This window comes from Allosphingosinicella sp., assembly GCF_059502505.1.
On record NZ_JCACEU010000014.1, the window covers coordinates 776,486 to 801,378 of the forward strand.

The window sequence follows — 24,893 nt, forward strand, 5'->3', positions numbered from 1 at the left end:
CTCTTCCGAGTCGTTTGTCACCGTCCGCAACCAGGGGCAGGGAATTGCGGAGCGCGTGATGCGGGGAGCCGGGGCTGGGGGCGCGCATGGCTGCAGGCAATCGGGGTGTGTCTAAAAAGGCTGTCGCCACGGCACTGCTGGCGGCGGCTTCGACTCTTCCGACGGCCGCTCATGCTCAGCAAACCCCTACTTTACCCACTCGGGAGCAGGTCGAGCTTCCCGAGCCCGACGATACCCGCGCCCGTGGCCGCGTCCGCGTAGACGCCGAAGGCGCCGTTCAAACTGCCCCCTGTCCGCTCGAACGCTACGACCTGCAGGTCAACATCACCTCGGTTCGCTTCACCGGCCTCGGTGGGGCGCCGCTCAGCCCCGCCATCGCGCCCCTGCTCAACAGGATCGGTCCGCCCCCCGGCGGCCAGCAGGCGATCCGCGTGGTCTGCGACGTGCGCGACCGCGCGACCGAGCTGCTCCGCCGCGAAGGCTATGTCGCCTCGGTCCAGATCCCGCCCCAGACCATCGAGACAGGCGAGCTGAGGCTCGAGGTGATCACGGCCAAGGTAATCGAGGTTCGCGTCCGCGGCGATGCCGCCCCCTATCGCGACACGCTGTCCAGCCGGATCGAACAATTGCGCGCGCTCGATCCGCTCAACGAGCGCGACGCCGAGCGCATCCTGCTCCTCGCCGGCGATGTTCCCGGCCTCGACGTGCAGCTCCAGCTCCGCCCCGCCGGCACCGTTCCGGGTGAGGTGATCGGCGATCTGGAGGTCCGCTACACGCGCGCTCAGTTCCTCGCCAACATTCAGAACTACGGCTCCCGCCAACTCGGCCGCGAGACCGCCTACGTGCGCGGCGAGGTCTACGGCCTCACCGGCTCGCCCGGCGTCACCTATGCCGGCGTCTCCTCCACCATCGATATCGACGAGCAGCAGGTCGTCCAGGTCGGCCATATCGCCGGCCTCGGGCGTAGCGGCCTCAGTCTCGGCGGAAGCTTCCTCTATGCCTGGTCGCAGCCGGAGGTGGGACTGCTCGACCTGCGCTCGGAATCGCTGATCGGCCGGGTCGAGATCGCGCAGCCCCTGATCCGTTCGCTGCGGCACAACTTCACCGTCCGCACCGGCGTCGAGTTCATCGAGCAGCGCACGCGCGTCTTTTCCGATGCCGGCGGCCTGCCGCTCAATCGCGACAAGCTGCGCGTGGCCTTCCTGCGGCTGGAAGGCGGCGTCCGTCAGCCCACCCCGATCGGCACCGACCTCTATTCGATCGGCGCCGCTCTCGAGGTCCGCCGCGGACTCGACATCTTCAACGCCACCAAGCGCCGTGAGATCTCGCCCGGCGGCTTCACGCCCTCGCGCATCGAGGGCGATCCGACCGCCACCGTGATCCGGGGCGAACTGGACGGCGTGTTCAGCTTCGGCTCCTTCCTTAGCCTGGCCGCCGAGGCAGTCGGGCAGTGGACCAACAATCCCCTCCTCAACTTCGAGGAGTTCTCGCTCGGCAACCTTACCATCGGCCGCGGCTACGATCCGGGTGCGAACAGCGCCGACCGCGCCGTCGGCGTCCGCATCGAGCCGCGCGCGAAGGTCTTCGAGAATGAGAAGGTGAGGGCCGAGTTGTTCGGCTTTCACGACAGTGTCTGGATCTGGAACCTCGATCCCAACGCGGTCGAGGATAACCGGACGCTGCGCTCCTATGGCGCCGGCGTCCGCATCCTCATCCCCCGGCTTGCCCTGTTCGAAGCGATGTACGCGCGTCCCGAAGACAAGGCGCTGCTCGTGCCCGATGCCAAACGTGCACCGGACCGGCTGCTCCTGTCGCTGACTTTGCAATTTTCGCCCGGCCGCTGATTGCCGCCGGGAGGAGTGTGACGATGACGACGCCCCTCTCGAAGACCGAACTCCGCCGCCGCCTTTGTGTGACGACCGCACTGGCAGGGGGGATGTTGCTGGCCTACCCCGCTGCTGCCCAAACGAGCCTGCCGAACGGGCCGTCGGTGCCGCCTGGCGGCGGCACGCCCACCTTCGAGGTCGACGGGGTGGTCACGACGCCGGAAAACGTCAACGGCAGCGGCTCCAACCTGAAGGTGACGCTCAACGACACGCGCACGATCATCAACTGGTCCAATTTCGACATCGGCGGTGATCAGAGCGTCAACTTCACCGACGCCGCCACGACGCTGACGGCGGTTCTCAACCGCGATCTCAGCGGCAACATGTCGCAGATCGACGGGTCGCTATCGTCCGACACGAACATTGCCGTCTACCTGCTCAACACCAGCGGCATCACCCTTGGCGACGGCGCCAACGTCAATGTCGGCGCGCTGATCGCGAGCACGCTTGACCTCACCGACGCGGATTTCCTCGACGGCGCCCCCTACAATTTCACCGGCACGGGTGGGGCCGGCATCGATATCCTCGGCGGCACCATCAACGGCGCCAGCGCGGTGACCTTCCTTGGCCACTTCGTCAATCAGGCGACCGGCACGACGGTGACCGGCGGCGACGTCGCTTTCGTCGCGGCGAGCGACGTCACGATGGCGAACGATCCCGGATCGCCGCTCGCGCTGACGATCAACCAGGGCACCGAAGTCGCGGCGCCGATCGTGGTGGGCGGCACCGTCAACGGCCAGAACGTCTATGTCGGCATGGCGACCAAGGCCGCCGTCACCGACGCGGTGCTCAGCATCAGCGGCGTCGTCACGGCCACGACCGCGACCGCCACCGATCGCGGTATCGTGCTCGCCGCGGGGACGAGCGCGACCGGCATTTCCGTGGCGACCGGGGGCATCAACGACACCGGCGGCAATGCGAAGATTGCCATCGCCAACACGCTGTCCGCCAGCGAAGACGACACGCCCGCGAACGTCGCCAATGTCGAAATCAGGGCGCTCGACACAATCAGCGGCGTGGGCGCGATCAGCGCATCCGATCAGATCACCGTCGCGAGCACCCGTGGAGACATCAACACCACCGGCACGATCCAGTCCGGCGACGACATGTCGATTTCGGCCGCGGCCGGAACGGCGGCGACGGGCGCGCTGACGGTCGGCGGCGATTATTCGATCACGGCGGGGGATTTTGGCGCGAGCGTGCTCACACCCGCTTTCGGCGCCGGCACCGACAACGACTTCACCATCACCGACACGGTCGGCGCATTCTCCACCGGCGCGCGGAGCGCTCCCGGCACCCTCACCATCAATGTCCTCAACGGCGACCTGATCGTCACGGACACCTTGTCCTCCGCCAGCGAAAGCGTCGTCCTGACGACCGGCGGGGGCGGGGACATCCAGCTCAACGCGAACGTCACCACCGGCACCGGCGCGGGTCAGAACGTCACGCTCACATCGAGCGACGCGATCACGCAGGATGCGGCCGCAGGAATTACGACGAACACGCTCAGCGGCTCTGCGGTCGGCACGGCCGACCTCTCCGGCAGCGGCAACCAGATCACCAACCTTAACGCATTCAGCGCCGACGGGCTGACGCTGGTCGATCAGGGCGGCCTCACCGTTACCGGCGCGGTCAGCGGCGGCGCCACCGGCGTCTCGCTGAGCACAGCCGGCGACCTGGCTGTCAACGCGGCCGTTTCGGCGACCGACGGTCCGATCGCTCTCGCCGCTACCGGCGCAGGAGCCGATATCGGCCTGGCCGCGGCGGTGAATGCCGGCACCGGCACGGTGACCCTGAACGCCGACGGCACCGGCGGAACCATCAGCCAGACCGCGGACGGGATCGTCACCGCGGGCACGCTCACCGGCAGCTCCGACGGTGCGACCACGCTCGACACGGCGACGAACCAGATCGACAACCTGGGCGCGTTCAGCGCGGCCGGTTTCGCGCTCAATGATGCCGGCGATCTCGCCGTCACCGGCGCCGTCAGCGGCGGCACCGGCGACATCACCCTCACCACGTCCGGCGATCTTTCGGTCGGCGCGGACCTCACCTCCACCGGCGGCACGATCGCGCTGACTGCGACCGGCACCGATTCCGACATCGCCCTCAATGCCGCGGTGAATGCGGGCGCCGGGACGGTGGACCTGGAGGCGGCAGACGCGAACGGCACGATCAGCCAGTCTTCGGCGGGGATCGTCACGGCGGCGACGCTGACCGGCAGCTCGAGCGGCACGACGAACCTCGGCACCGCGACCAACGCGGTCACCAGCCTCGGCGCCTTCACGGCGAATGGCTTCACGCTCAACGACGCCGAGGGCCTGACTGTCGCGGGCGCAGTGGACGGCAGCGCGGGCGGCGCTTCGATCACCACCTTCGGCGACCTTCAGGTCAACGCAGGCATCAGCGCCACCGACGGGCCGATCTCTCTTGCCGCCACCGGCGACGGCTCGAACATCAACCTCACCGCGGCAGTGAATGCCGGCACCGGCACGGTGACGCTGACCGCCGACGGCGCGGGCAGCACGATCGGCCAGGATGCCGCGGGGATCATCACCGCCGGCACGCTGACCGGCAGCTCCGGGGGCGCCACGACCCTGACTGCCGCCGAGAATGCGGTGGCGAGCCTCGGCACCTTCACGGCGGACGGCTTCTCGTTCCGCGACACGGTCGCGCTCACGGTCGCAGGCGCGGTTTCGGCCGGCTCCAGCCCGCTGTCCCTGCAGGTCGACGGCGCCTCGCTCACCGTTAACGCAAACCTCAGCGGCAGCCAGGTCGATCTCGTAGCGACGGGCATCAGCCAAGGCAGCGGCAGCAGCGTCGATGCGGGCGCCGGCACCATCCTGCTCGACGGCAATGGCGGCGCGATCGACCTTGCCGGCGCGCTGACCACCACCAACGCGACCGCGACGGCGGTCCGGATCATCGACGCGAGCAGCGCCACGCTCGGCAACATCACCACGGGCGCGGCCGGCACGGTCACATTCGGCGAGGCCGCCGGCGATGCGATCGACGGCACGATCGGCCAGACCGCAGGGACGGTGATCACCACCGGCACCCTGACCGGCAATGCCGGCGGCGCGGTCACGCTCACCAACGCCAACCAGATCACCAACCTCGGGGCGTTCACCGCCGTCGGCTTCGCCCTGACGGATGCCGATGGTCTGAACGTGACCGGCGCCGTGAACGGCGGCGCCGGCAACATCACGCTCACCACCTCGGGCGACCTGAATGTCGGCAGCGGTCTGACTTCGGCCGACGGCACCATCGCGCTCGCCGCGACCGGCGACAATTCCGACATCACCCTCAATGCTGCGGTAAATGCAGGCGGCGCGGGCACGGTCGACCTCCAGGCCGACGGCAGCGGCGGCACGATCAGCCAGGATGCGGCGGGCATCGTCACTGCCGGCACGCTCACCGGCAGCTCGAACGGCAGCACCGATCTCGACGGCGCCACAAACGCGATCACGAACCTCGGCGCATTCACCGCCAACGGCTTCACGCTCGGCGATGCGGACGGCCTGACCGTCACCGGCGCAGTCGCCGGCGGCGCGGGCGGAGCCTCGATCGTCACCGGCGGAGACCTCAGCGTCGGCGCCGCGGTTTCGGCGACGGATGCGGCGGTTACCCTGCGGGCGGCCGGTGCGGGCTCCGACATCTCTCTCAACGCGGCGGTGAACGCCCGCACCGGGACGGTCAGCCTCACGGCGGGCGGCGACATCGGCCAGGACGCGTCGGGCGTCATTACGGCGGCGACGCTGACCGGCACGTCGGGCGGCTCGACCACCCTGACGGCGGCGGCGAATGCCATCACAAATCTCGACACGTTCGGGGCGAGCAACTTCGCGCTCAGCGATGTCGGCGGCCTCGCCGTCACCGCGGCGGTGACCGGCACCAACGGCGTCGCCATCGCCACCTCGGGCGCGCTGACCGTGAATAATGGCGGCTCGCTCGCGACCACCAATTCCGGGATCAACCTGACGACGACCAGCGACGGCGATGGCGGCACCGACGACGGTATCCTGCTGGGCGGAGCGGTGAATGCCGGCGCCGGCACCGTGACCTTCAGCTCTGCGGGCAGCATCGGTCAGGATGCCGCGGGCGTAGTCACCGCCGGCACTCTTACCGGTTCGTCGGCGGGCGCCACCGATCTCACTGCGGCCGCCAACCAGATCGCCAGCCTCGGCGCCTTCACCGCGACCGGCGGCTTCGCGCTCAACCACGCCGACGGCCTTACCGTCTCGGGCGCGGTCAGCGGCGGCAGCAACGACGTCGTCATCACCACGTCGGGCGACCTCGCGGTCGACGCCGGCCTTACCTCGGCGGGCGGGACTATCGCTCTCACGGCCAGCGGCGCCGGATCCGATATCGTCCTCAACGCCGCCGCCGACGCGGGCGCCGGAACGGTCAACCTTCAGGCGACTGGCGGCACGATCGGCCAGAGCTCGGCGGGCGTGATCACAGCCGGCACCCTCACCGGCAGCTCGGGCGGCGCGACCGATCTCGCCGATGCGACCAACCAGATCAGCAACCTCGGCACCTTCACCTCGGACGGCTTCCAGCTGCTCGACGCGGGCGGCCTCACCGTCACCGGCGCCGTCACCGGCGGCACGAACGGCGTCAGCCTCGACACGTCGGCCGACCTGGTCATCAACGCGGCGATCGGTGCCGCTGGCGGCACCGCCACCCTGAACGCGGACGGCAATATTAGCCAGAGCGCGGCGGGCATCGTCACTGCGGCCCGGCTGACGGGTTCTTCAGGCGGCTCGACGAATCTAGCGACCGCAACCAACGCGATCACCACGCTCGGCGCCTTCACCACCGGCACCGGCTTTGCCCTCCTCAACGGCAATTCGCTGACTGTGGATGACGACGTGAACGGCGGCACCGGCGACGTCGCCATCACCGTCACCGGCGACCTGACGATCGATCCGGCAGCCACTGTCACGGCCGGTGCCGACATCATTCTGAATGCCAGCAACGACCTCATCGTCCGTAACCTAGTCGCCGGCGACGACGGCACCCTGACCGCAGGTGGGACGCTCAACCTGGTCAGCCCGGTCTCCATTGCGGACGACCTGTCGCTGACCGCCGCCAATTTCACGGGCGTGGCGCTCACCGGCCCCGGCGTGGGCGACGATCTCACGATCACAGACACGCTTGGCGGGCTTACTCTCAGCGATCCGCTGACTGCGCCCGGCACTCTGACGGTTACGGCTCAGAACGGCTCGCTTACTGTCAACGGCGCCCTCAGCTCCACTAACGAGAGCATCGCGCTGGCCACGACGGGCAGCGGCGACATCGCGCTCAACGCAAACCTGGTCACGGGCACCGGCGCCGGGCAGAACGTCTCGCTCACGTCAGCCGGCGCGATCAGTCAGGCGGCGGCGACCGGCATCACCACGAATACGCTCAGCGGCTCGGCCGCGGGCGCGGCTTCGCTCACCGGCGACAATCAGGTCACCAATCTCGGCGCCGTCTCCGCAGCAGGATTGAGCTTCGCCGATCTGGACTCGCTCACCGTCACCGGCCCGGTGACCGGCGGCGCGGCCGGCGTCAGCCTCGTCGTGGGCGGCGATCTCACTCTCAACGCGGCCGTCAATGCAGCCGGCGGCACCGCCGGGCTCGTCGCGGCGGGCGCGATCAGCCAGTCGAGCGCTGGTATCGTCACGGCCGCGACCCTGACCGGCGCTTCGGGCGGCGCGACCAACCTTGGCGTCGCCGTCAACCAGATCGGCAACCTCAACGGCTTCGTTGCCGACGGTTTCGCGCTGCGCGACGGCGCGGGCGGCCTGATGGTCACCGACGCGGTCAACGCCGGCACCGGCAACCTGTCGCTGCGGGTCGATAATGGCGCGCTCACGCTCGCGGCCAATCTCGACGCCGACGGCACCGTCGATCTCGATGCGCTGAACGGCGCGATCACGCAGAATAGCGGCTCGATCCTCGCCACCACGCTGACCGGTCAGTCGGTCGGCGGCGCGACTTTCAATTCCGCGACGAACGCGATCGATACGCTCGCCGGCTTCACCAACAGCGGCTCGGGCGGGTTCAGCCTCGTCGATTCCCTTCAGCTCGACGTAACCGGCGCCGTCAATGCCGGTACAGAGGCACTCAGCATCACTGTTACCGACGTCAATGGCGGCCTGGACTTCAGCGGCCAGACGCTGACGGCAGGCACCGACGCCACGCTCAGCGTCACCAACACGAACGCGCTCACCGGCGGCACCGTCACGGCCGGCGGCAACATCACCGGCACAGCCGGCTCGATCGATATCGCTACTGCGAACGCGACCGGCGGCACGCTCATCCTCACGGCAAGCAACGGCGACCTGAGCCTCGGCACCGGCACGGCAGGGATGGCGGCGGATCTGGACGCGACCGGCGGCGTCAGCGTCACCACCAGCCTGATCGCCGGCGGCGCGGTCACCATTGACGCCGGCGGCGCGGCCAACCTTGGGCTCATTCGCAGCACCGGGGCGGGCGTTACCGTCAATGCCGACACGATCAGTGCGGCGACGGTTCAGGCCCAGGGCGGCGCCTTGGCGATGACCGCCGACGACGGCAGCCTCACGCTCGGCACCGGCAGCGCCAGCACCACCGCGAGCTTGTCGACAACCGGCGCGGCCGGCGACGTGACGGTCTCCACGTCGCTGACATCGGGCACCGGCGCAACGATCAACTCGGTCGGCAATGCGCGGCTCGCCTCGGTCAGTGCGAGCGGTGGCGATGCGATCGTAAACGCCGCCGCGGGCGAGGTGACCGGCATTGGTGCCGGCAACGCGAACCTCGCTGCGAACGGCGCCGGTGGCAACGTGACCGTTACCGCCGGCTCACTCGCGCGGCTGGGCAATGTCAGCGCCAACGACGCGATCAACGTCGCCGCGGACATGATCTCGGTCGACAGCGCGACCACTGCCAACGGACTTCTTGCCCTGACTGCCGATGCGGGCAGCGTGACGCTCGGCAGCGGCAATATCGGCGACACGGCAACCCTGATCGCCACCGACGACGTGACGGTGACGACCAGCCTCACCGCGGATGGAACGGTGACGCTGACCGCGGGCGACCTGGTCACTGCCGGCTCCGTCGTCAGCGAAGAGGCAGACGTGACCATCAGCGGCGCCGCCGTGACCGTCACCAATGCCGATGCCTCCGGCGCGCTAGATGTGGACGCGACCGCCGGCAATCTGACCCTCGGCACCGGCACGGCCGGCGCGGCCGCGGATCTAGACGCGACCGGCGACCTCAGCGTCACCACCAGCCTGATCGCCGGTGGCGCCGCCACTATCGATGCAGGCGGCCTGGCCGATCTCGGGCTCGTTCGCAGCACCGGTTCGAGCGTCACGATCAACGCCGCCGCCATCGATGCGGCAACGGCCCAGGCGCAGGGTGGCGCCCTGGCGCTGACCGCAAGCAACGGCAATCTGACGCTCGGCACCGGCAGCGCCAGCACGACCGCCGACCTGTCCACGACCGGCGGGGCAGGGGATGTGACCGTCTCGTCCTCGCTGACGTCGGGCACGGGCTCGACCGTTAGCTCCGTCGGCAATGCGCGCCTTGCCTCGGTCAGTGCGACGACCGGTAACGTCGTCGTCACGGCCACCTCGGGCGAAGTGACCGGCATCGGCGCCGGCAATGCGAACCTCAGCGCCAACGGCACCGATGCCGACGTGCTCGTCACGGGCGGCACGCTTGCTCGGCTGGGGACGGTCAGCGCCAACGATTCGATCAGCGTCACCGCGGACAGCAATTCCGTGGACAGCGCCGCGACGGTCAGCGGCCTGCTCGCGCTCACCGCGGACGCGGGAAGCGTGACGCTCGGCGCCGGCGACATCGGCGGCACCGCCACTCTCGGCGCCAGCGACGACGTGACCGTGACGTCCGGCCTCACTGCCGGCGGCACCGTCACCCTGACCGCGGGCGACATCGCCTCCGCCGGTTCGCTCGTCGGCGAGGGCGGCGACGTGCTCGTCAGCGGCGCCTCGGTCAACGTGGGCAGTGCCGAGGCGTTGGGCGCGCTGGATCTGAGCGCGAGCGCCGGCAATCTGGTCCTCGGCACCGGGGAGGCCGGCACGACCGCGGATCTCGACGCGTCCGGCGACGCAGAGGTGACCACAAGCCTGATCGCAGGCAGCGCAATCACGATCGACGCCGGCGGTCTCGCCGACCTCAACCTCGTGCGGAGCACCGGCTCCGGCGTGACCGTAAATGCCGGCACGATCGATGCCGCGACCGCCGAGGCTCAGGGCGGAGCGCTCGCGCTCACCGCAAGCAACGGCAATTTGACGCTCGGCACCGGCAGCGCCAGCACCACTGCCAGCCTGTCGACCACGGGCGGGGCCGGCGACGTCCAGGTGACGAACTCGCTGAGCTCTGGAGGCGATGCGACGATCAGCTCCGTCAGCGACGCGCGGCTCGCTTCGGTGAGCGCCAGCAACGGCAATGTCGTGGTGATCGCGACTGCGGGCGAGGTGACCGGCCTTCTCCCGGACGGCCGGGCGAACCTCAGCGCCGGCGGCGCCGGCAATGACGTCTCCGTCACCGGCGGCACGCTGGCGCGCCTCGGCACGGTCAGCGCCGCCGACGGCGTCACCGTCACGGCGGATGCGATCGACGTCACTTCCGCCACGGCGACCGGCGGAGCGCTCATGCTCACCGCCGACAACGGCAACCTGACGCTCGACACCGGCACGGTCGGAACCACCGCCAGTCTGTCCACCACCGGCGGCGCGGGAAGCGTCACGGTGAACATGCTGACGTCGGGCGGCGACGCCACAATCCTGTCCGTCAGCGATGCGACGCTCACCACCATCGACAGCAACGGCGGCTCGGTTCGCGTCGATGCAGCCGACCTGGTGACCGCCACGACGCTTGAGGCCGCCGGCCTGATCGACGCGGAAGGCGCGAGCGTCGCCATCACCAGCGCGGACGCAGGGACGAGTTTGGACGTTCGTGCCCTCACCGGCGCCCTCACCGTCGGAACGGGCGACGCCGGAACGACCCTGACGCTGAGCAAGCAAGGGATGCTCGGGGAACTGCAGGCGACGACGCTGACTTCGGTCGGCGACGGCACGATCGGTTCAAGCACCAGCGCTCGCCTCGGCGACATCACCAGCGGCGGCAACCTCTCCGTCACCGCCGCCGATCAAGTGACCGGCATCGGCGACGGCGCGCGTGCCAATCTCACCGCGCAGGCCGACGGCAGCGACCTCACCGTCAGCACCGGCACGCTCGCCCGTCTAAACCAGGTCAATGGCGGCAACGACGTTCGAGTAACGGCAAGTAACGGCACGATCGACACCACCTCCGTCACAGCGCGCACCGGCTTGCTGGCACTCAGCGCGACCAACGGCAACATCCTCGTCGATACCGGCAGCGCGGCCACGACCTCCGACCTGACGACGACCGGCAGCGGCAGCATCGATATCGCCACCTCCCTGATCTCCGGCGGCACGATCACGATCGGCTCGGCGGACGACGTCACGATCGACCTCGCCCGCAGCACCGGCGGCAACATCGTTATCGACGCCGTCGACGCCCTCCAGGCGGCGACGCTGGAGGCGAACGGCCTGATCGACGCCGACGCCGCCAGCATCGGCATCACGACCGCGGATGCGGGAACCAGCCTGACGCTGCGCGCGCGTTCCGGCCAGCTCACCCTCGACACGGGCACTGCGAGCACCGGCGCCACCCTGACCAAAGAGGGTGGCACGGGCGAGCTTCAGGCGACGACGCTGACCGCGGGCGGCGCGGCAACTCTGAATTCCAGCACCAGCGCGCGCCTCGGCGACGTGACCAGCGGCGACAACCTCTCCGTCACCGCCGCTCAGCAGGTGACCGGCATCGGCGACGGCGCGCGCGCCAACCTCACTGCACAGGCGGACGGAAGCGATATTACGGTGAGCGCCGGCACGCTGGCGCTGCTCGACCAGGCAAATGCCGGCAATGACCTGCGCGTCACCACGACGAACGGCGGGATCGACATCAACGCCGCGACCGCACGCACGGGCCTGCTCGCGTTGAGCGCGACCAACGGCGACATCCTGCTCGGCACCGGCAGCGTCGCCGGCACGTCGAGCCTCACCACCTCCGGCAGCGGCGACGTGACGGTCTCGACTTCGCTCATCTCGGGCGATGACGTCACCATCGCCTCGGCCGACGACGTGACGATCGCCCTCGCCCGCAGCACCGGCGGCGACGTCACCATCGACGCCGTGGATGCGCTCCAGGCCACGACGATCGAGGCCGGCGGCCTCATCGATGCCGACGCGGCGAGCATCGGCGTCACCACCGCCACGAGCGGCACCAGCCTCACTCTGCTCGCACGGTCCGGCCAGCTCACCCTCGAGACCGGCACGTCCGGCACCACCGCCAGCCTCACCAAGCAGGGCATGGCAGGGGAACTCCAGGCAACAACGCTGGATGCCGGCGCCACCGTCACCATCGGCTCGAGCACCAATGCGCGGCTCGGCGACGTGACCAGCAGCGGCGGCGATATCGCCGTCACTGCCGCAGGCGAAGTCACCGGCATCGGCGATGACGCGCGAGCGAACCTCGTCGCCGAGGCGGACGCACGCGACATCACCGTCAGCGCCGGCACGCTTGCGCGGCTGAACGAGGCGACGGCGGGCAACGATCTCCGCGTCACGACGAGCAACGGCACGATCGACATCACCGAAGCGACCGCCCGCACCGGCCTGCTGGCGCTCAGCGCGACCAACGGCAACATCCTGGTCGATACCGGCAGCGCCGCAACGACTGCAAACCTCAGCACCAGCGGCAGCGGCCACATCGACGTCGTGACCTCGCTCGTCTCCGGCGGCAACATGACGATCGGCGCGGCCGACGACGTGACGATCGCGCTGGCGCGCAGCACCGGCGGCAACATGGTCATCGATGCGGCCCATGCGCTGCAGGCGACGACGCTGGAGGCCGGTGGCCTGATCGACGGCGAGGCCGCGACGATCGGCATCGGCACCGCCACCGCCGGCACCAGCCTCACTTTGCTGGCTCGCGCGGGTCAGCTCACGATCGGCACCGGCACGTCCGGCACCGACATGAGCATGACCAAGCAGGGCGCTACCGGCGAGCTTCAGGGAACCACCCTCACGGCCGGCGGCAACGCGACGCTCACCTCGAGCACCAGCGCCCGCCTCGGCGACGTGACCAGCGGCGGCAACCTCGCCATCACCGCCGCCCAGCAGGTGACCGGCATCGGCGACGGCGCCCGCGCCAACCTCACCGCGCAGGCCAATGCCAGCGACATCACAGTCAGCACCGGCACCCTCGCACGGTTCGACCAGGTGAATGGCGGCAACGATGTTCGGGTGACGGCCAGCAACGGCGCCATCGACATCACCAACGTCGTCGCACGCACCGGCCTGCTCGCGCTCAGCGCGACGAACGGCAGCATCCTGATCGACGCCGGCAGCGCCGCCGCCACGTCCAACCTGACGACCAGCGGCAGCGGCGACGTGACCGTTGCGACCTCCCTCATCTCCGGCGGCACGATCACGATCGGCTCGGCCAACGACGTGGCGATCGCCCTCGCGCGGAGCACCGGCGGCAACATCGTCATCGATGCAGCCGATGCGCTCCAGGCGACCACTCTCGAGGCGGGCGGCCTGATCGATGGCGAGGCGGAGACGATCGGCCTCGGCACCGGCACTGCCGGCACCAGCTTCGCTCTGCTCGCCCGCTCGGGCCAGCTCACCGTCGGCACCGGCACGTCCGGCACCGACATGAGCATCGCCAAGCAGGGCGGCACGGGTGAGCTTCAGGCCACCACCCTCACCGCGGGCGGCGCGGCCACTCTCGCCTCCAGCACCAGCGCACGCCTCGGCGACGTGATCAGCGGCGGCAACCTCTCCGTCACTGCTTCCGATCAGGTGACCGGCATCGGCGACGGCGCGCGTGCCAATCCGACCGCGCAGGCCGACGGCAGCGACCTCACCGTCAGCACCGGCACGCTCGCCCGTCTAAACCAGGTCAATGGCGGCAACGACGTTCGAGTAACGGCAAGTAACGGCACGATCGACACCACCTCCGTCACAGCGCGCACCGGCTTGCTGGCACTCAGCGCGACCAACGGCAACATCCTCGTCGATACCGGCAGCGCGGCCACGACCTCCGACCTGACGACGACCGGCAGCGGCAGCATCGATATCGCCACCTCCCTGATCTCCGGCGGCACGATCACGATCGGCTCGGCGGACGACGTCACGATCGACCTCGCCCGCAGCACCGGCGGCAACATCGTCATCGACGCCATCGATGCGATCGGCGCGGTCACGCTCGAAGCAAGCGGGCTGATCGACGGCGACGGCGCGACCATCGACATCGACACTGCCACCGCCGGCAGCGGCCTCACCCTGCTTGCCCGCGCCGGTCAGCTGACGCTCGACACCGGCACCGCCGGCACGACGATGAGCCTGACCAAGCAAGGCAGCGCGGGCGAGCTCCAGGCGACGACGCTCAATGCTGGCGGCGACATCAATATCACTTCCAGCACGAACGCGCGGCTCGACACGGTCGAAAGCGCAGCGGGCAGTATCTTGGTGACTGCTGCGGGCGAAGTGACCGGCATCGGCACCGGCGAGCGCAGCGACTTTGCCGCCGACGGCGCCGGCGCGGACGTGACGATCGACAGCGGTGCGCTGGCGCTGCTCGGCACCGTCACCGCGAACGACAGCATCAGCGTCACCGCCGCCAGCATCGATGCGATCACCGTCGCCGCCGCCAACGGCATGCTGACGATGACGGCCAAGGCGGGCAATCTGACGCTCGACACCGGCTCGGCCGGCGCGGCGGCGACCTTGAGCACGACCGGAGGCGGCGGCGACGTGACCGTGATCACCTCGCTCGTCTCCGGCGGCGATGCGACGATCGGCTCGGTCGACGATGCCACGCTGAAACTGGTACGCAGCACCGGCGGCAGCATTGCGATCACGACGGCCGATGCGCTCGACGCTGAGACTCTGGAAGCCGCGGCCGCGATCGGCATCGATTCCGCCACGGCCGACGTCGACACCGCCGCGGCGGGCACGAGCCTTGCCATGCTCGCCCGCTCGGGTCCGCTGACGCTCGGCACCGGCACGGCGGGAACGACCGCGAGCCTCATCAAACAAGGCGCGGACGGTCAGATCGAGGCAACGACCCTCACCTCCGGCGGCGACGCGACGATCACCTCCAGCACCAACGCCGTACTCGGCACGGTCACCAGCGGCGGCAGCATCGCCGTGGAGGCGACAGGCCTCATCGATGCAGGGACGATGACGGCCGGGGCGAATATCACCACCGGCTCGGCGACCGCGAATGTCGGCACCGCCACCTCGGGTGCCAATCTCGCCATGACGGCGCGTTCGGACCAGCTCAAGCTCGGCACGGGCTCGGCGGGCGGCAGCGCCACGCTGACCAAGCAGGGCACGGCGGGCGAGCTCCAAGTCACCAATTTGCTGAACGCCGGCGGCGACGCCACGCTCTCGTCGGCGACGAACGTGCGCGTGCCGACGGTCGTAAGCCGCGGCGGCGACATCGCCGTCACCGCGGGTGGCGAGCTGACCGGCGTGGGCGAAGGCGCCCGCGCCAACCTCACCGCGGAAGCGGATGCCAAGGACGTCACCGTCACCGCCGGCACCAACGTCCTCGTGAATGAAGCGAATGCGGGCAACGACCTGCGCGTCACTGCCGCCAACGGCACGATCGACATCACCAGCGCCGCCGCGCGCACCGGCCATCTCGCCCTCAGCGCCACCAATGGCGACATCGTCATCGATACCGCCGCGGCCGCGGGGACGAGCGATCTGACGACCAGCGGCTCCGGCAGCATCAGCGTCGTCACGTCGCTGACCTCCGGCGGCAACGTCACGCTCGGCTCCGCCGACGATGCGACGCTTACGCTCATCCAGAGCACCGGCGGCGATGTGGCGATCACGGCGGTGAATGCCATCGAGGCCGGCACGTTCACCGCGGCCGGTTCGATTGCGGCGACGGCGAACAGCATCGCGACCGGCACCGCGGGAGCAGGCACGACCCTGGCCATGACCGCGGCCACCGGCCAGCTGACGCTCGGCACCGGCACTGCCGGATCGACGGCCACGCTGACCAAGCAGGGCAGCGCCGGCGAGCTTCAGGTGACCAGCCTGAGCTCCGGTGGCACCGCTACGCTGACCTCCTCCACCAACCAGCGGCTCGGCACCGTCGAGAGCCGCGGCGGCGACACGCTCGTCACCGCCACGACAACGGTCACCGGCCTCGCCGCGGGTGGCGACTTCGCCGGCGCGGACCTCAAGGCCGATGGCCACGTGCAGGTACGTGCCGGGTCGGCAGGGCTGGTGCGCCTGAGCGACGTGAGCGCGACCAGGGCCGATATCGACATCCAGGCCGGCACCGCCTCCAGCGCGACCAGCCAGGTCCAGGTCCTCGACAACGTCTCGGCGCGGACCGGCTACAAGATCCTGGCAGGCTCCATCACGCTCGGCGGCGACGCGGGCGCGGAGACGCAGGCGGCGGGGGGCGCGGTCGATCTGACGGCGCTCAGCGGCGCCGTCACGGGCGGGGCAGGCCTGACGCTCCAGTCGAACAGCGACGGCAGCGGCACCGAGGCGGTGGCGATCACCGCCAATGGCGCCGCCGGCAACGTCACCTTCGCGGCGGACAACCGTATCCTCGGCGGCACCGCCAATGCGGGCAGCAACGTCACTATCGACACGGTCGGCCGGGCGACGCTTGGCCAGGTGACGGCGGCGGGCCGCACGATCGCCATCAGCAGCAATGATATCGAGCTGCAGGGTGCCTCGGCCTCCGACCTATCGCCGCGCGTGACCGCGACGACGGTGACGATCACCAACCGTGCCGATGTGTCGGCGATCACGCGCCTCGGCGACGACGCCGACGGCAGTGGCGGCTTCGCGATGAGCCAGGCCGAGGTCAACCGCATCGGCGCGGCGACCGTCACGATCGAATCCGGCACCCAGGACGTGGCGATCGGCGATCTCGCCCTCGCCACCGGCGTCGGCTCCACGCGGCTCAACATCCAGGGCATTTCCCGCTTCGACGTGACCGGCGTCGTGTCGACCGAAGGCTCGGCGGACACCCGCACGGTCCAGATCGGCGGCCATGCGGGCGACGAGCTGACCGATGCCGGCATCCGCCAGGCGACGATCATCCGCATCGCCGCCACTCCCGATGCGGGCGGACGGCTGCTGATGGGCGATGCCAATCTCGACCTGCGCGGGGCCAAGATCGGCGCCGGCCAGGACCAGAATTTCCTCGAGGCGATCGGGCTCAACCCCGGCGGCTCCGCACTCGGTCTCGAAGCGGTCGCGCAGGCCTATATCTCCAACCCCAATTCGTCGCTCTACAGTCCGGCCGTGCCCTACAGCGACACGACCATCCTGACCGCAAACAACCTGTCGGTCACCTACAGCGACTATGCCTTGTTCCAGAATACCGGCATTCCGTTCGTGCCGCCGAGCGGCGTCACCATCGCCAGTCTCGGCACCAACGGCACGCTCGATCTCTTCTCGTCAGGCAACAACGCGCCGAACGGCTTCGCCCTCTTCGGCGTGATCAACGGCCGTCAGGGCAATGAGGCAGCCTTGCTCGGCCCGGCGGTGATCCGCCTGAACGAAACCAACCGCAACAACACCCGCATCAACGGCTGCGCGGTGGGTTCGGGCGGCGGCGGCTGCATCATCACCGCCGTGGGCACGCCGAACGTCGCGGTGTTCGACGAGCGGCAGGCCAGCATCCTCAACACTGCCGACGATCTCGAGCTGCCGTTCGACCCGATCGTCGGCACCAACAACGAGGCCCTGTTCACCGGCATCAGCTCGATCGACGAGGTGATGGACGAGACCGAGGAGCCGGAATCGGACTGCTCTGCGCAGCCCGACTCCCCGGCCTGCCGCGACGATCAGGGCGCTCCGGCCGCGGGCGTGGCCTCGGCTCAGCCTTCCGAAGGTGACGTGTCGACGGACGAAGTCCAGGCCGACGTCGAGACCGAAATGGTGAGTGAGGACGAGCAATGACATACGGCCATCCCATGAAGCCCGCTCTGCTGGCGCTGCTCGGCACCGCTTCCCTGCTTTCGGCCTGCGCCAACAAGGCTGGGGAGGTGGGACGGATCGACCGTCTCGCGCTCGGGCGCAACGCCGCCGGCGATCCCTGCACCGCCACCCGGACCACCAAGGATTCGGCGCTCACCAGTCCGTTCGACTTCAGCTTCGCCATCGCCTGCCGCAACGTATCCGCCAGCCGCGCGATCGGCTTTCTTCGCTCGACGCCCGACAGGGAGACGGTGGCCAGAATAGAGGAGACCCTGGCGTGCGGCGCCGCGACGCGCACCCGGCTGCAGGGAATCGGCCAGGCGGAGATCCGCCGCTGCTTCGGCAAGTCGGTCGGCGAGGAAGTGGTGGCGGTCCGCTTCGAGCGCGGTGACCGGACGGTGATCGGCACCGCCGTCCCGTCGATCCTGGGCCCGTTCGAGGACGGCCTTCGGCAGCTCGCCGGCCAAAGCATCGAGGGCGGCAGCGACCGCGCCACCGAGCCGATGATCCAGTTCGCCTCCCTCGCCGCCCCGCCTGATGCGGCGCCGGCACGAAGCAATGGCGAGTTCGACCCCGCGATTGCACTTCAGGGAGGCATTTCCCTCAACCACCGCGGCCTGCACTCGGAGGCGTCGCGCCTGCTCAACGACGCTCTCAGCCGAGTCACGCCGGACGTGTCCGCTGCCACCCGTGCCGAATTATTTCTCGAAGCGGGCCTGGCCGATTCCAACATCCGCTTCCGCGATTCCGCCGCGGCGCACTTCAGCCGCGCCGATGCGTTGATCAACGCCGGGGAGGGCGCCGACACCGCCCTGCTGATCCGCAAGCGCGATACCTATCGCGCGCTCGACCTGCTCAACCGCCGCCAGTTCCGCAACGCGCTCACTGCACTCGAGCGCCTGCTGATCGCTCCGACCAAGGCCGATCAGCCGCTTCAGAACATCGCCGTCATCCGCGCCCTCAACCAGGGGGGTGCTAGCGACCGCGATGCGTCGAATGCCCTCGCTGCCGGGGATGTCGAGGTGCAGACCCAGCTCCTGCTCGATGCCCAGGCCAATTGGGCGCGCAGCATCGCGCTTCGCACACTTGGCGATCCGGCAGGAGCCGAGCGTGCACTTACCGCGGCCGAAGCCTCGTTCGAGCCGCTCAGCCTCGGCCGCGCCGACCAGGCCCAGATCTTGTGGCTGAAGGCCCGGATCGAGCGCCAGCGCGGCCGCCTCGCGGCCAGCAAGGGCGATTGGGCAATGGCGACCGGCGCGTTCGACCGGGCCGTGGCCGCGCTCGAGCAGGCTGCGGTCGAGAATGAATGGACCGGCAAGGAACCGGCCATTGCCGACGTGAAGCTGGAAAGGGCCAGCATCCTTGCGCAACAGGGGACGCAGCCGGACTTGGTCCGCCGCGAATTCGCGGCGGCGGTCGACACGATGGTCGCCTCCAGCGCCGCCGGCAGCATCGGCTCGAGCGGCCTCGACCGCTATCTCGACCTGCTCATCCAGGAAGGCGAGGCGAGCCCGCGCGAGGACACCTACGAACTCTATTTCCGCGCCCTGCAAGCCGTCGGCGAACCCGCCGTGGCACGTCAACTCAACAAGCTCCAAACCGTAGTCACCGCCGATCCGGCATTGGGCGCCAAGTTCCGGGATCGTGCCGACCTCGAACGCGAGATCACCCGGCTGCGCTACCAGATCGACGCCGCCGCCGACGCCTCGGCCCGAACGGCGCTGGAGACCCGCCGCGACGAGGCGCAGACCAAGCTGCAGGCGATCGAGAACGCGCTCTCGTCCGACCGTCGCGCCAGCAGCATCGACGACCGCGCCGCCACCGTGGCCGAGATCCGCACTGCCCTCCGTCCGGGCGAGACCTACCTCAAGATCACCGAGGTCGGCCGTCGCGCCTTCGCCATGGCTGTGACCAAAGATCGAACCTTCATCTACGCCATCGAGGCACCGTCGGACGCGCTGAACGGGCTAGCGTCGATCGTGCGCAACTCGATCGACGGCAAGCTCGAGACAGAACGCAAGCTGGTGCCGTTCGAAGTGCAGGCCGCGCATGGCCTCTTCACTCTCATCACCGGCCCCGCGCAGGAGGCGATCCTCGCCTCCAACTCGCTCGTGGTGGAGCCTTCGGGGCCGCTCGAACGCCTCCCCGCCGGCGTGCTCGTGACCGACGCTGCGAGCGTCGAGCGCTACAAGCCGCGTCGGCGGAGCCGGGATACGGACGAGCTGTTCGATTATTCGGACATCTCCTTCCTCGCCTCGAAGGCGGAGCTTTCGACCGCGGTGTCGCCGCGTTCCTTCCTGGTTGCACGCAGCCTGCCGCCGTCCACTGCCGCCAAGCCGTTCATCGGCTTTGCCGAGCACAGCCCGGGGAGCGGCGACCGGCTCGCGGCGACCGGCCAGGTCCAGGTCGGCAACGCCTGCTCCGCGAACGTGGCGACGATCCGCGACTATCTCATCCAGGCCAAGCCGATTTCGCGCGCCGAGGTCAAACTTGCTTCGGCCGCCCTCGGCTTCCCCGATGCGCCGATGGTCGCCGGGCAGGACTTCACCGATGAGGCGGTGCAGGGCCGCGACGATCTCGACCAGTATCAGGTCCTCCACTTCGCTACCCACGGCCTGGAGGAGGGCGTGTGGGGTTGCGCCAAGTCGCCACCCGCGTTGATCACCTCGATCCAAGATGCGAATTCCGACGGTCTCCTGAGTTTTGACGAGATTGCGCGGTTGCGGCTCGACGCCAACCTCGTCGTTCTCTCCGCCTGCGAGACTGCCAGCGGCGTCAAGGACGAGGCGCTCGCGCGCCAATCGGGGCAGGAGGAAGCGGGGTCGACGCTGGAAGGACTGGTTCGCGCCTTCCTCACGGCCAACGCCCGCGCCGTGCTCGCCACCTACTGGCAGGTCTCGGCCGATGAGGAGACGAACGAGCTGGTCCGCACGCTCTACACCACGGCGCGGCAGCAGACGATCGGTGCCTCGCTGCAGACGGCGCAGCGCCGGCTGATGACCACGGCCGAATATTCGCATCCCTTCTACTGGGGCGCCTATTTCGTGGTCGGCGACAGCAGCAAGATGATGCTGTCGCCCAGCAGCGGGACGGTTCGCACCGCGAGCAGGTAAAGGGTCAAATGGACAGAAGCGGCGAACAGGTATAGCGTCCTGATCTTCCGCGGCTGGGGGAGCTGAGCGCTTTATGGCAGCTTTGTTGGTTCTGGCGGCGTCGATCCTGCTCTGCGCGCTGGTCGTCTTCTTCGGGCCGGGGGCGGCGGAGCGGCTTCTGCCATTGCTCGGCTCGTCGCAGCAGGAAAATTACCCCGCGATCGAGACGCTCTTCTCGTTCGTCATCTTCGGGTCGCTGCTGGTCTTCGCGCTGGTCGGCGCCAGAATTTCGAAGGTCAACCCGCTGCGGATGGGGCGTAAGCCTGCCTTGATGCTGCCGATCGGCGCTCTCATCGGCCTGATCGGTGTCGTCGCCTCAGCGACCTACGCCTGGCTCGCCGGAACGCTCACCTACGGGCCGGGCTCGAGCGGCAATGTCGGTGTGCTTTTTTGGGGGACGCTCGTCATCCTGTTCGGAGCGGCGGTCGAGGAGATCTATTTCCGTGGCTGGCTGCAGCCGATCCTCGTCCAGCAGTTCGGCGTGCCGATCGCCGTCCTTCTCTCTGCGCTCGCCTTCGCGACGCTTCATGTAATGGGCGGCGCGCGCAGCCCGACAACGCTCGTCAACCTGTTCTTGGGTGGGCTCCTGTTCGGCCTGCTCGCCGTCCGCGCGGGCGGGCTCGCAGGCGCCATCGCAGCCCATTTCACCTGGAACTGGTCGGAACAGATCGTGCTCGGCCTCGATCCCAATCCGGGCGTCGGCAGTTTCGGCGCCTGGCTCGACCTGGACCTCGCGGGATCCGCTCTCTGGGGCGGGTCGGACGAGGGGCTGAATGCAAGCCTCGCGATGACGCTGACGCTGTTCGCGCTCGTGGTGCCGCTGCTCATCCTGTCGAGTACTGCGCCTCGTCGAACGCGCCGCACCGCTGCCAAGACACGCTCGGCCGGAACCGTCAAGGCCTGATCCGGGGGGATTGTCCGCCTACTGCGGCCAGTTACGCCCCAGTAACGGACTGAGCATGTGTGCAAAAGGCTTTATGCCGGGCGGAAGCTGTGCTTAGATAAGGGCGAGTTTTGGGGGACAAGCGGCCAGATGCGGCGAAATTGCGGGCAAGTGCCGGAGGCGCGGCCGATGCGTGTCTTGCAGGGGGAGGAGGCATGACCTCGCTGCCGCTGCGCGTGGAAAGCGGCGCCAAAAGCCATGAGGGCAAGGTCCGCCAGCGCAACGAAGACAGCTTCTTCGCGCTCGAAAGACACGGCCTCTGGGCGGTCGCCGACGGCATGGGCGGTCACGAGGGCGGCGACTGGGCTTCGGCGAAGATCGTCGAGGAGATGGAGCAGATCCGCTTTCCCAAGTCGTTCGACGACGCCTGCACCTCCATCGCCAATGCCATCCATACCGCCAACACGATCATCTATCGGCAGTCGCTACGGCGCGGGAAGCAGATGGGCTCGACCGTCGTCGCTCTATATGCCGAGGATCGTCGCTTCGTCGTCTTCTGGTGCGGCGACAGCCGCGCTTATCTGCTGCGCGACGGCACGCTCCACCGCGTCAGCCGCGACCACAGCCAGGTCCAGGAGATGATCGACCGGGGCCTGATCGATCCCAAGGATGCTGAAGGTCATCCGATGGGCCATGTCCTCGCCCGTGCCGTCGGCGTTCGCGAGACGCTCGAGCTCGATTCCGTCGAGGACGAGATCCAGCCGGGCGATGTGTTCCTGCTCTGCAGCGACGGCCTCCACGGCTATGTCGGCGAGAGCGAGATCGCCCGCCTCCTCGCCCGCGGCACGCCGGACCAGGCGGTTGAGCAACTCGTATCGATGACGCTCGAGCGCGGCGCGCCCGACAATGTCACCGTCATCACCGTGAGCTTCACCGAGCCCACTCTTCTCTCGCTACCGGAAAGCGTAACAGCATGAACGAGGACAAGGGCACCGGCAGCACGCCTCCCGAGGAAGAGCCCCGGACGGTGATCAACCCCGGCCCGGATGCGTCCACCCCTGCCGACGCGGCGGGCACGGAGGAGGAGCGCACGGTCATCGCTCCCGCCCCGGCGCCGGAGGAGGAACGCACGGTCGTCGCCCCGTCGCCGGCTGCCCCCCAGGCAGCGATGCCGGCGGGCGCGACGTCGATGCCGACCTTCAGCAACTTCGCACCGCGGACGGACGGGCAGGGCATCCAGATCGGCGACGTCCTCAATCACATCTTCGAGGTGAAGCGCTTCATCGCCCGCGGCGGCATGGGCGAGGTGTTCGAAGGCATCAACGTCAATTCCGACGAGCGCGTCGCGATCAAGGTGATGCTGCCGGCGCTGGCTGCCGACGCAAACGTCATCGCCTTGTTCCGCAAGGAAGCCAAGACGCTGACCAAGTTCAGCCACGACGCGCTGGTCAAATACCGGACGCTGGCACAGGAGCCGCAGCTCGGCGTCCTCTACATCGTCACCGAATATATTGACGGGACCAACCTCTCCGACGTGCTCGGCACGATCAAGCCCGATACCGACGAACTGGCGGGCCTCCTCCGCCGTCTCGCCTCCGGCCTGTCGGTCGCGCACTCGTTCGGGGCGATCCACCGCGACATCTCGCCCGACAACGTGCTGCTCGAAGAGGGGCTGCTGCACAAGGCGAAGGTGATCGATTTCGGCATCGCCAAGGATCTCGATCCCAGTTCCAAGACGATCGTGGGCGAAGGCTTTGCCGGCAAGCTCAATTATGTCGCGCCCGAGCAGCTCGGCGACTTCGGCCGCGACATCGGCCCCTGGACGGACGTCTACAGCCTGGCGCTCGTGATCCTCGCCGTGATCAAGGGCAAGAATGTCCAGATGGGTGGCTCGCTGGTCGATGCGGTCGACAAGCGCCGCGCAGGGCCGGACCTCTCAGACGTGCCGGAGAAGCTGAAGCCGGTGCTCGAGGCGATGCTGAAGGCGGATCCCAAGGATCGGCTGCGCTCGATGGACGCGGTTCTCGCCACGCTCGACGGCGCGGGCATGGGCGGCCGCACCATGATCGACGGCACGATGTTCGCTCCGGGCGAGGCACGCGGCGTGTCCAAGCCCGCCTTGTTCGGCGCCATTGCCGCAGGCGTTGCCATCCTCGGTGCGGGCGCTTTCTTCGCCACCCGCTCCAGCGGTCCGAGCCCCGAGGAAGAGGTCCAACTCGCCCGCGTCGCCATCAACCAGGCGATGCCGAGCGTCGAATGCAGCTGGCTCGACATTGCCGGCATGCAGGCTGGCGAGCCGCTCGCGATCCGGATGACCGGCGTCGCCGGTAACCCGGTCGCTGCCCGGACGCAGATCTCGCAGGCCGTCACGACGGCGGGCGTCACCAATCCCGCGGTCAATGTGGACGATGTGGCGATCATCCGGCCGCAGGGCTGCTCGGTCCTCCAGACCTTCGGCAAGGTCCGCACGACCGGGGAGAAGCATCTGTCGGTGCCGCAGCGGGAATTCGAAATGATGCCGCAGCCCGCCGGAAGCCAATATCCCGTCGCTTCAAAGGCGCAGGTCACATTGCAGCCGCCGGAGGGCAAGGACCTGTCGCTGCTCGGCATAGAGCCGAACGGCACGCTGTCGGAGCTGCTGCCGAGCCGCCAGGCGCTCGATCAGGCGGTCGCCGACGGGCTGATCGAGCAGACCGGGCCGGGCGAATATCGGGTCAGCATCGATATGGATCATACCGGTTGGTCGGGACTCGTCCTGCTGGTCGGCGACGGGCCGTTCGACAAGGCCGTGACCCAGCCGGCGCTCGACGCCCGCAGCGAGGAATGGCAGAACAACTTCGTCGCCACCGCGTCCGAGCGTGACTGGAAGTCGGAGATGCTCTGGTTCAAGTCGGTCGACAAGCAGCCGAACTGACGCTCC

General features: G+C 68.9%; 6 protein-coding genes. All 6 read left to right on the plus strand.

Going from position 1 to position 24,893, the window contains the following annotated elements; all coding sequences use genetic code 11:
• Positions 1–86: 86 nt before the first annotated feature.
• The 6 genes from AC5JBD_RS06190 to AC5JBD_RS06215 all read left to right on the plus strand — a co-directional run bounded on the left by AC5JBD_RS06190 (position 87) and on the right by AC5JBD_RS06215 (position 24,887).
• A complete protein-coding gene (locus AC5JBD_RS06190) occupies positions 87–1,844 on the plus strand; it encodes a ShlB/FhaC/HecB family hemolysin secretion/activation protein (protein WP_495720886.1) in 1,758 nt (585 codons plus the stop codon).
• A 23-nt stretch (positions 1,845–1,867) separates the two neighbouring features.
• Positions 1,868–17,920 carry a filamentous hemagglutinin N-terminal domain-containing protein gene (locus tag AC5JBD_RS06195; protein ID WP_495720887.1) on the plus strand — a complete coding sequence of 5,351 codons (16,053 nt, stop codon included), beginning with the start codon at positions 1,868–1,870 and terminating at the stop codon, positions 17,918–17,920.
• Complete coding sequence (locus AC5JBD_RS06200; RefSeq protein ID WP_495720888.1) at positions 17,917–21,051, plus strand: CHAT domain-containing protein; 3,135 nt, start codon at positions 17,917–17,919, stop codon at positions 21,049–21,051. The genes AC5JBD_RS06195 and AC5JBD_RS06200 overlap by 4 nt, the downstream gene beginning before the upstream one ends.
• A gap of 73 nt (positions 21,052–21,124) precedes the next feature.
• Positions 21,125–21,994, plus strand: coding sequence for a CPBP family intramembrane glutamic endopeptidase (locus AC5JBD_RS06205; protein ID WP_495720889.1), 870 nt, complete (start codon positions 21,125–21,127; stop codon positions 21,992–21,994).
• Positions 21,995–22,188: 194 nt separating this feature from the next.
• Complete coding sequence (locus tag AC5JBD_RS06210; RefSeq protein WP_495720890.1) at positions 22,189–22,950, plus strand: PP2C family protein-serine/threonine phosphatase; 762 nt, start codon at positions 22,189–22,191, stop codon at positions 22,948–22,950.
• Positions 22,947–24,887 (plus strand): serine/threonine-protein kinase, encoded by a 1,941-nt coding sequence (locus AC5JBD_RS06215; protein WP_495720891.1) that lies wholly within the window; start codon positions 22,947–22,949, stop codon positions 24,885–24,887. Before AC5JBD_RS06210 ends, AC5JBD_RS06215 begins: the two co-directional genes overlap by 4 nt.
• Positions 24,888–24,893: the final 6 nt, after the last annotated feature.

What these genes read in the sequence shown, in the direction of transcription:
- AC5JBD_RS06210 (WP_495720890.1), top strand. Translation starts at nt 22,189, where the DNA reads ATGACCTCGCTGCCGCTGCGCGTGGAAAGCGGCGCCAAAAGCCATGAG.
- AC5JBD_RS06195 (WP_495720887.1), top strand. Translation starts at nt 1,868, where the DNA reads ATGACGACGCCCCTCTCGAAGACCGAACTCCGCCGCCGCCTTTGTGTG.
- AC5JBD_RS06200 (WP_495720888.1), top strand. Translation starts at nt 17,917, where the DNA reads ATGACATACGGCCATCCCATGAAGCCCGCTCTGCTGGCGCTGCTCGGC.
- AC5JBD_RS06215 (WP_495720891.1), top strand. Translation starts at nt 22,947, where the DNA reads ATGAACGAGGACAAGGGCACCGGCAGCACGCCTCCCGAGGAAGAGCCC.
- AC5JBD_RS06190 (WP_495720886.1), top strand. Translation starts at nt 87, where the DNA reads ATGGCTGCAGGCAATCGGGGTGTGTCTAAAAAGGCTGTCGCCACGGCA.
- AC5JBD_RS06205 (WP_495720889.1), top strand. Translation starts at nt 21,125, where the DNA reads ATGGCAGCTTTGTTGGTTCTGGCGGCGTCGATCCTGCTCTGCGCGCTG.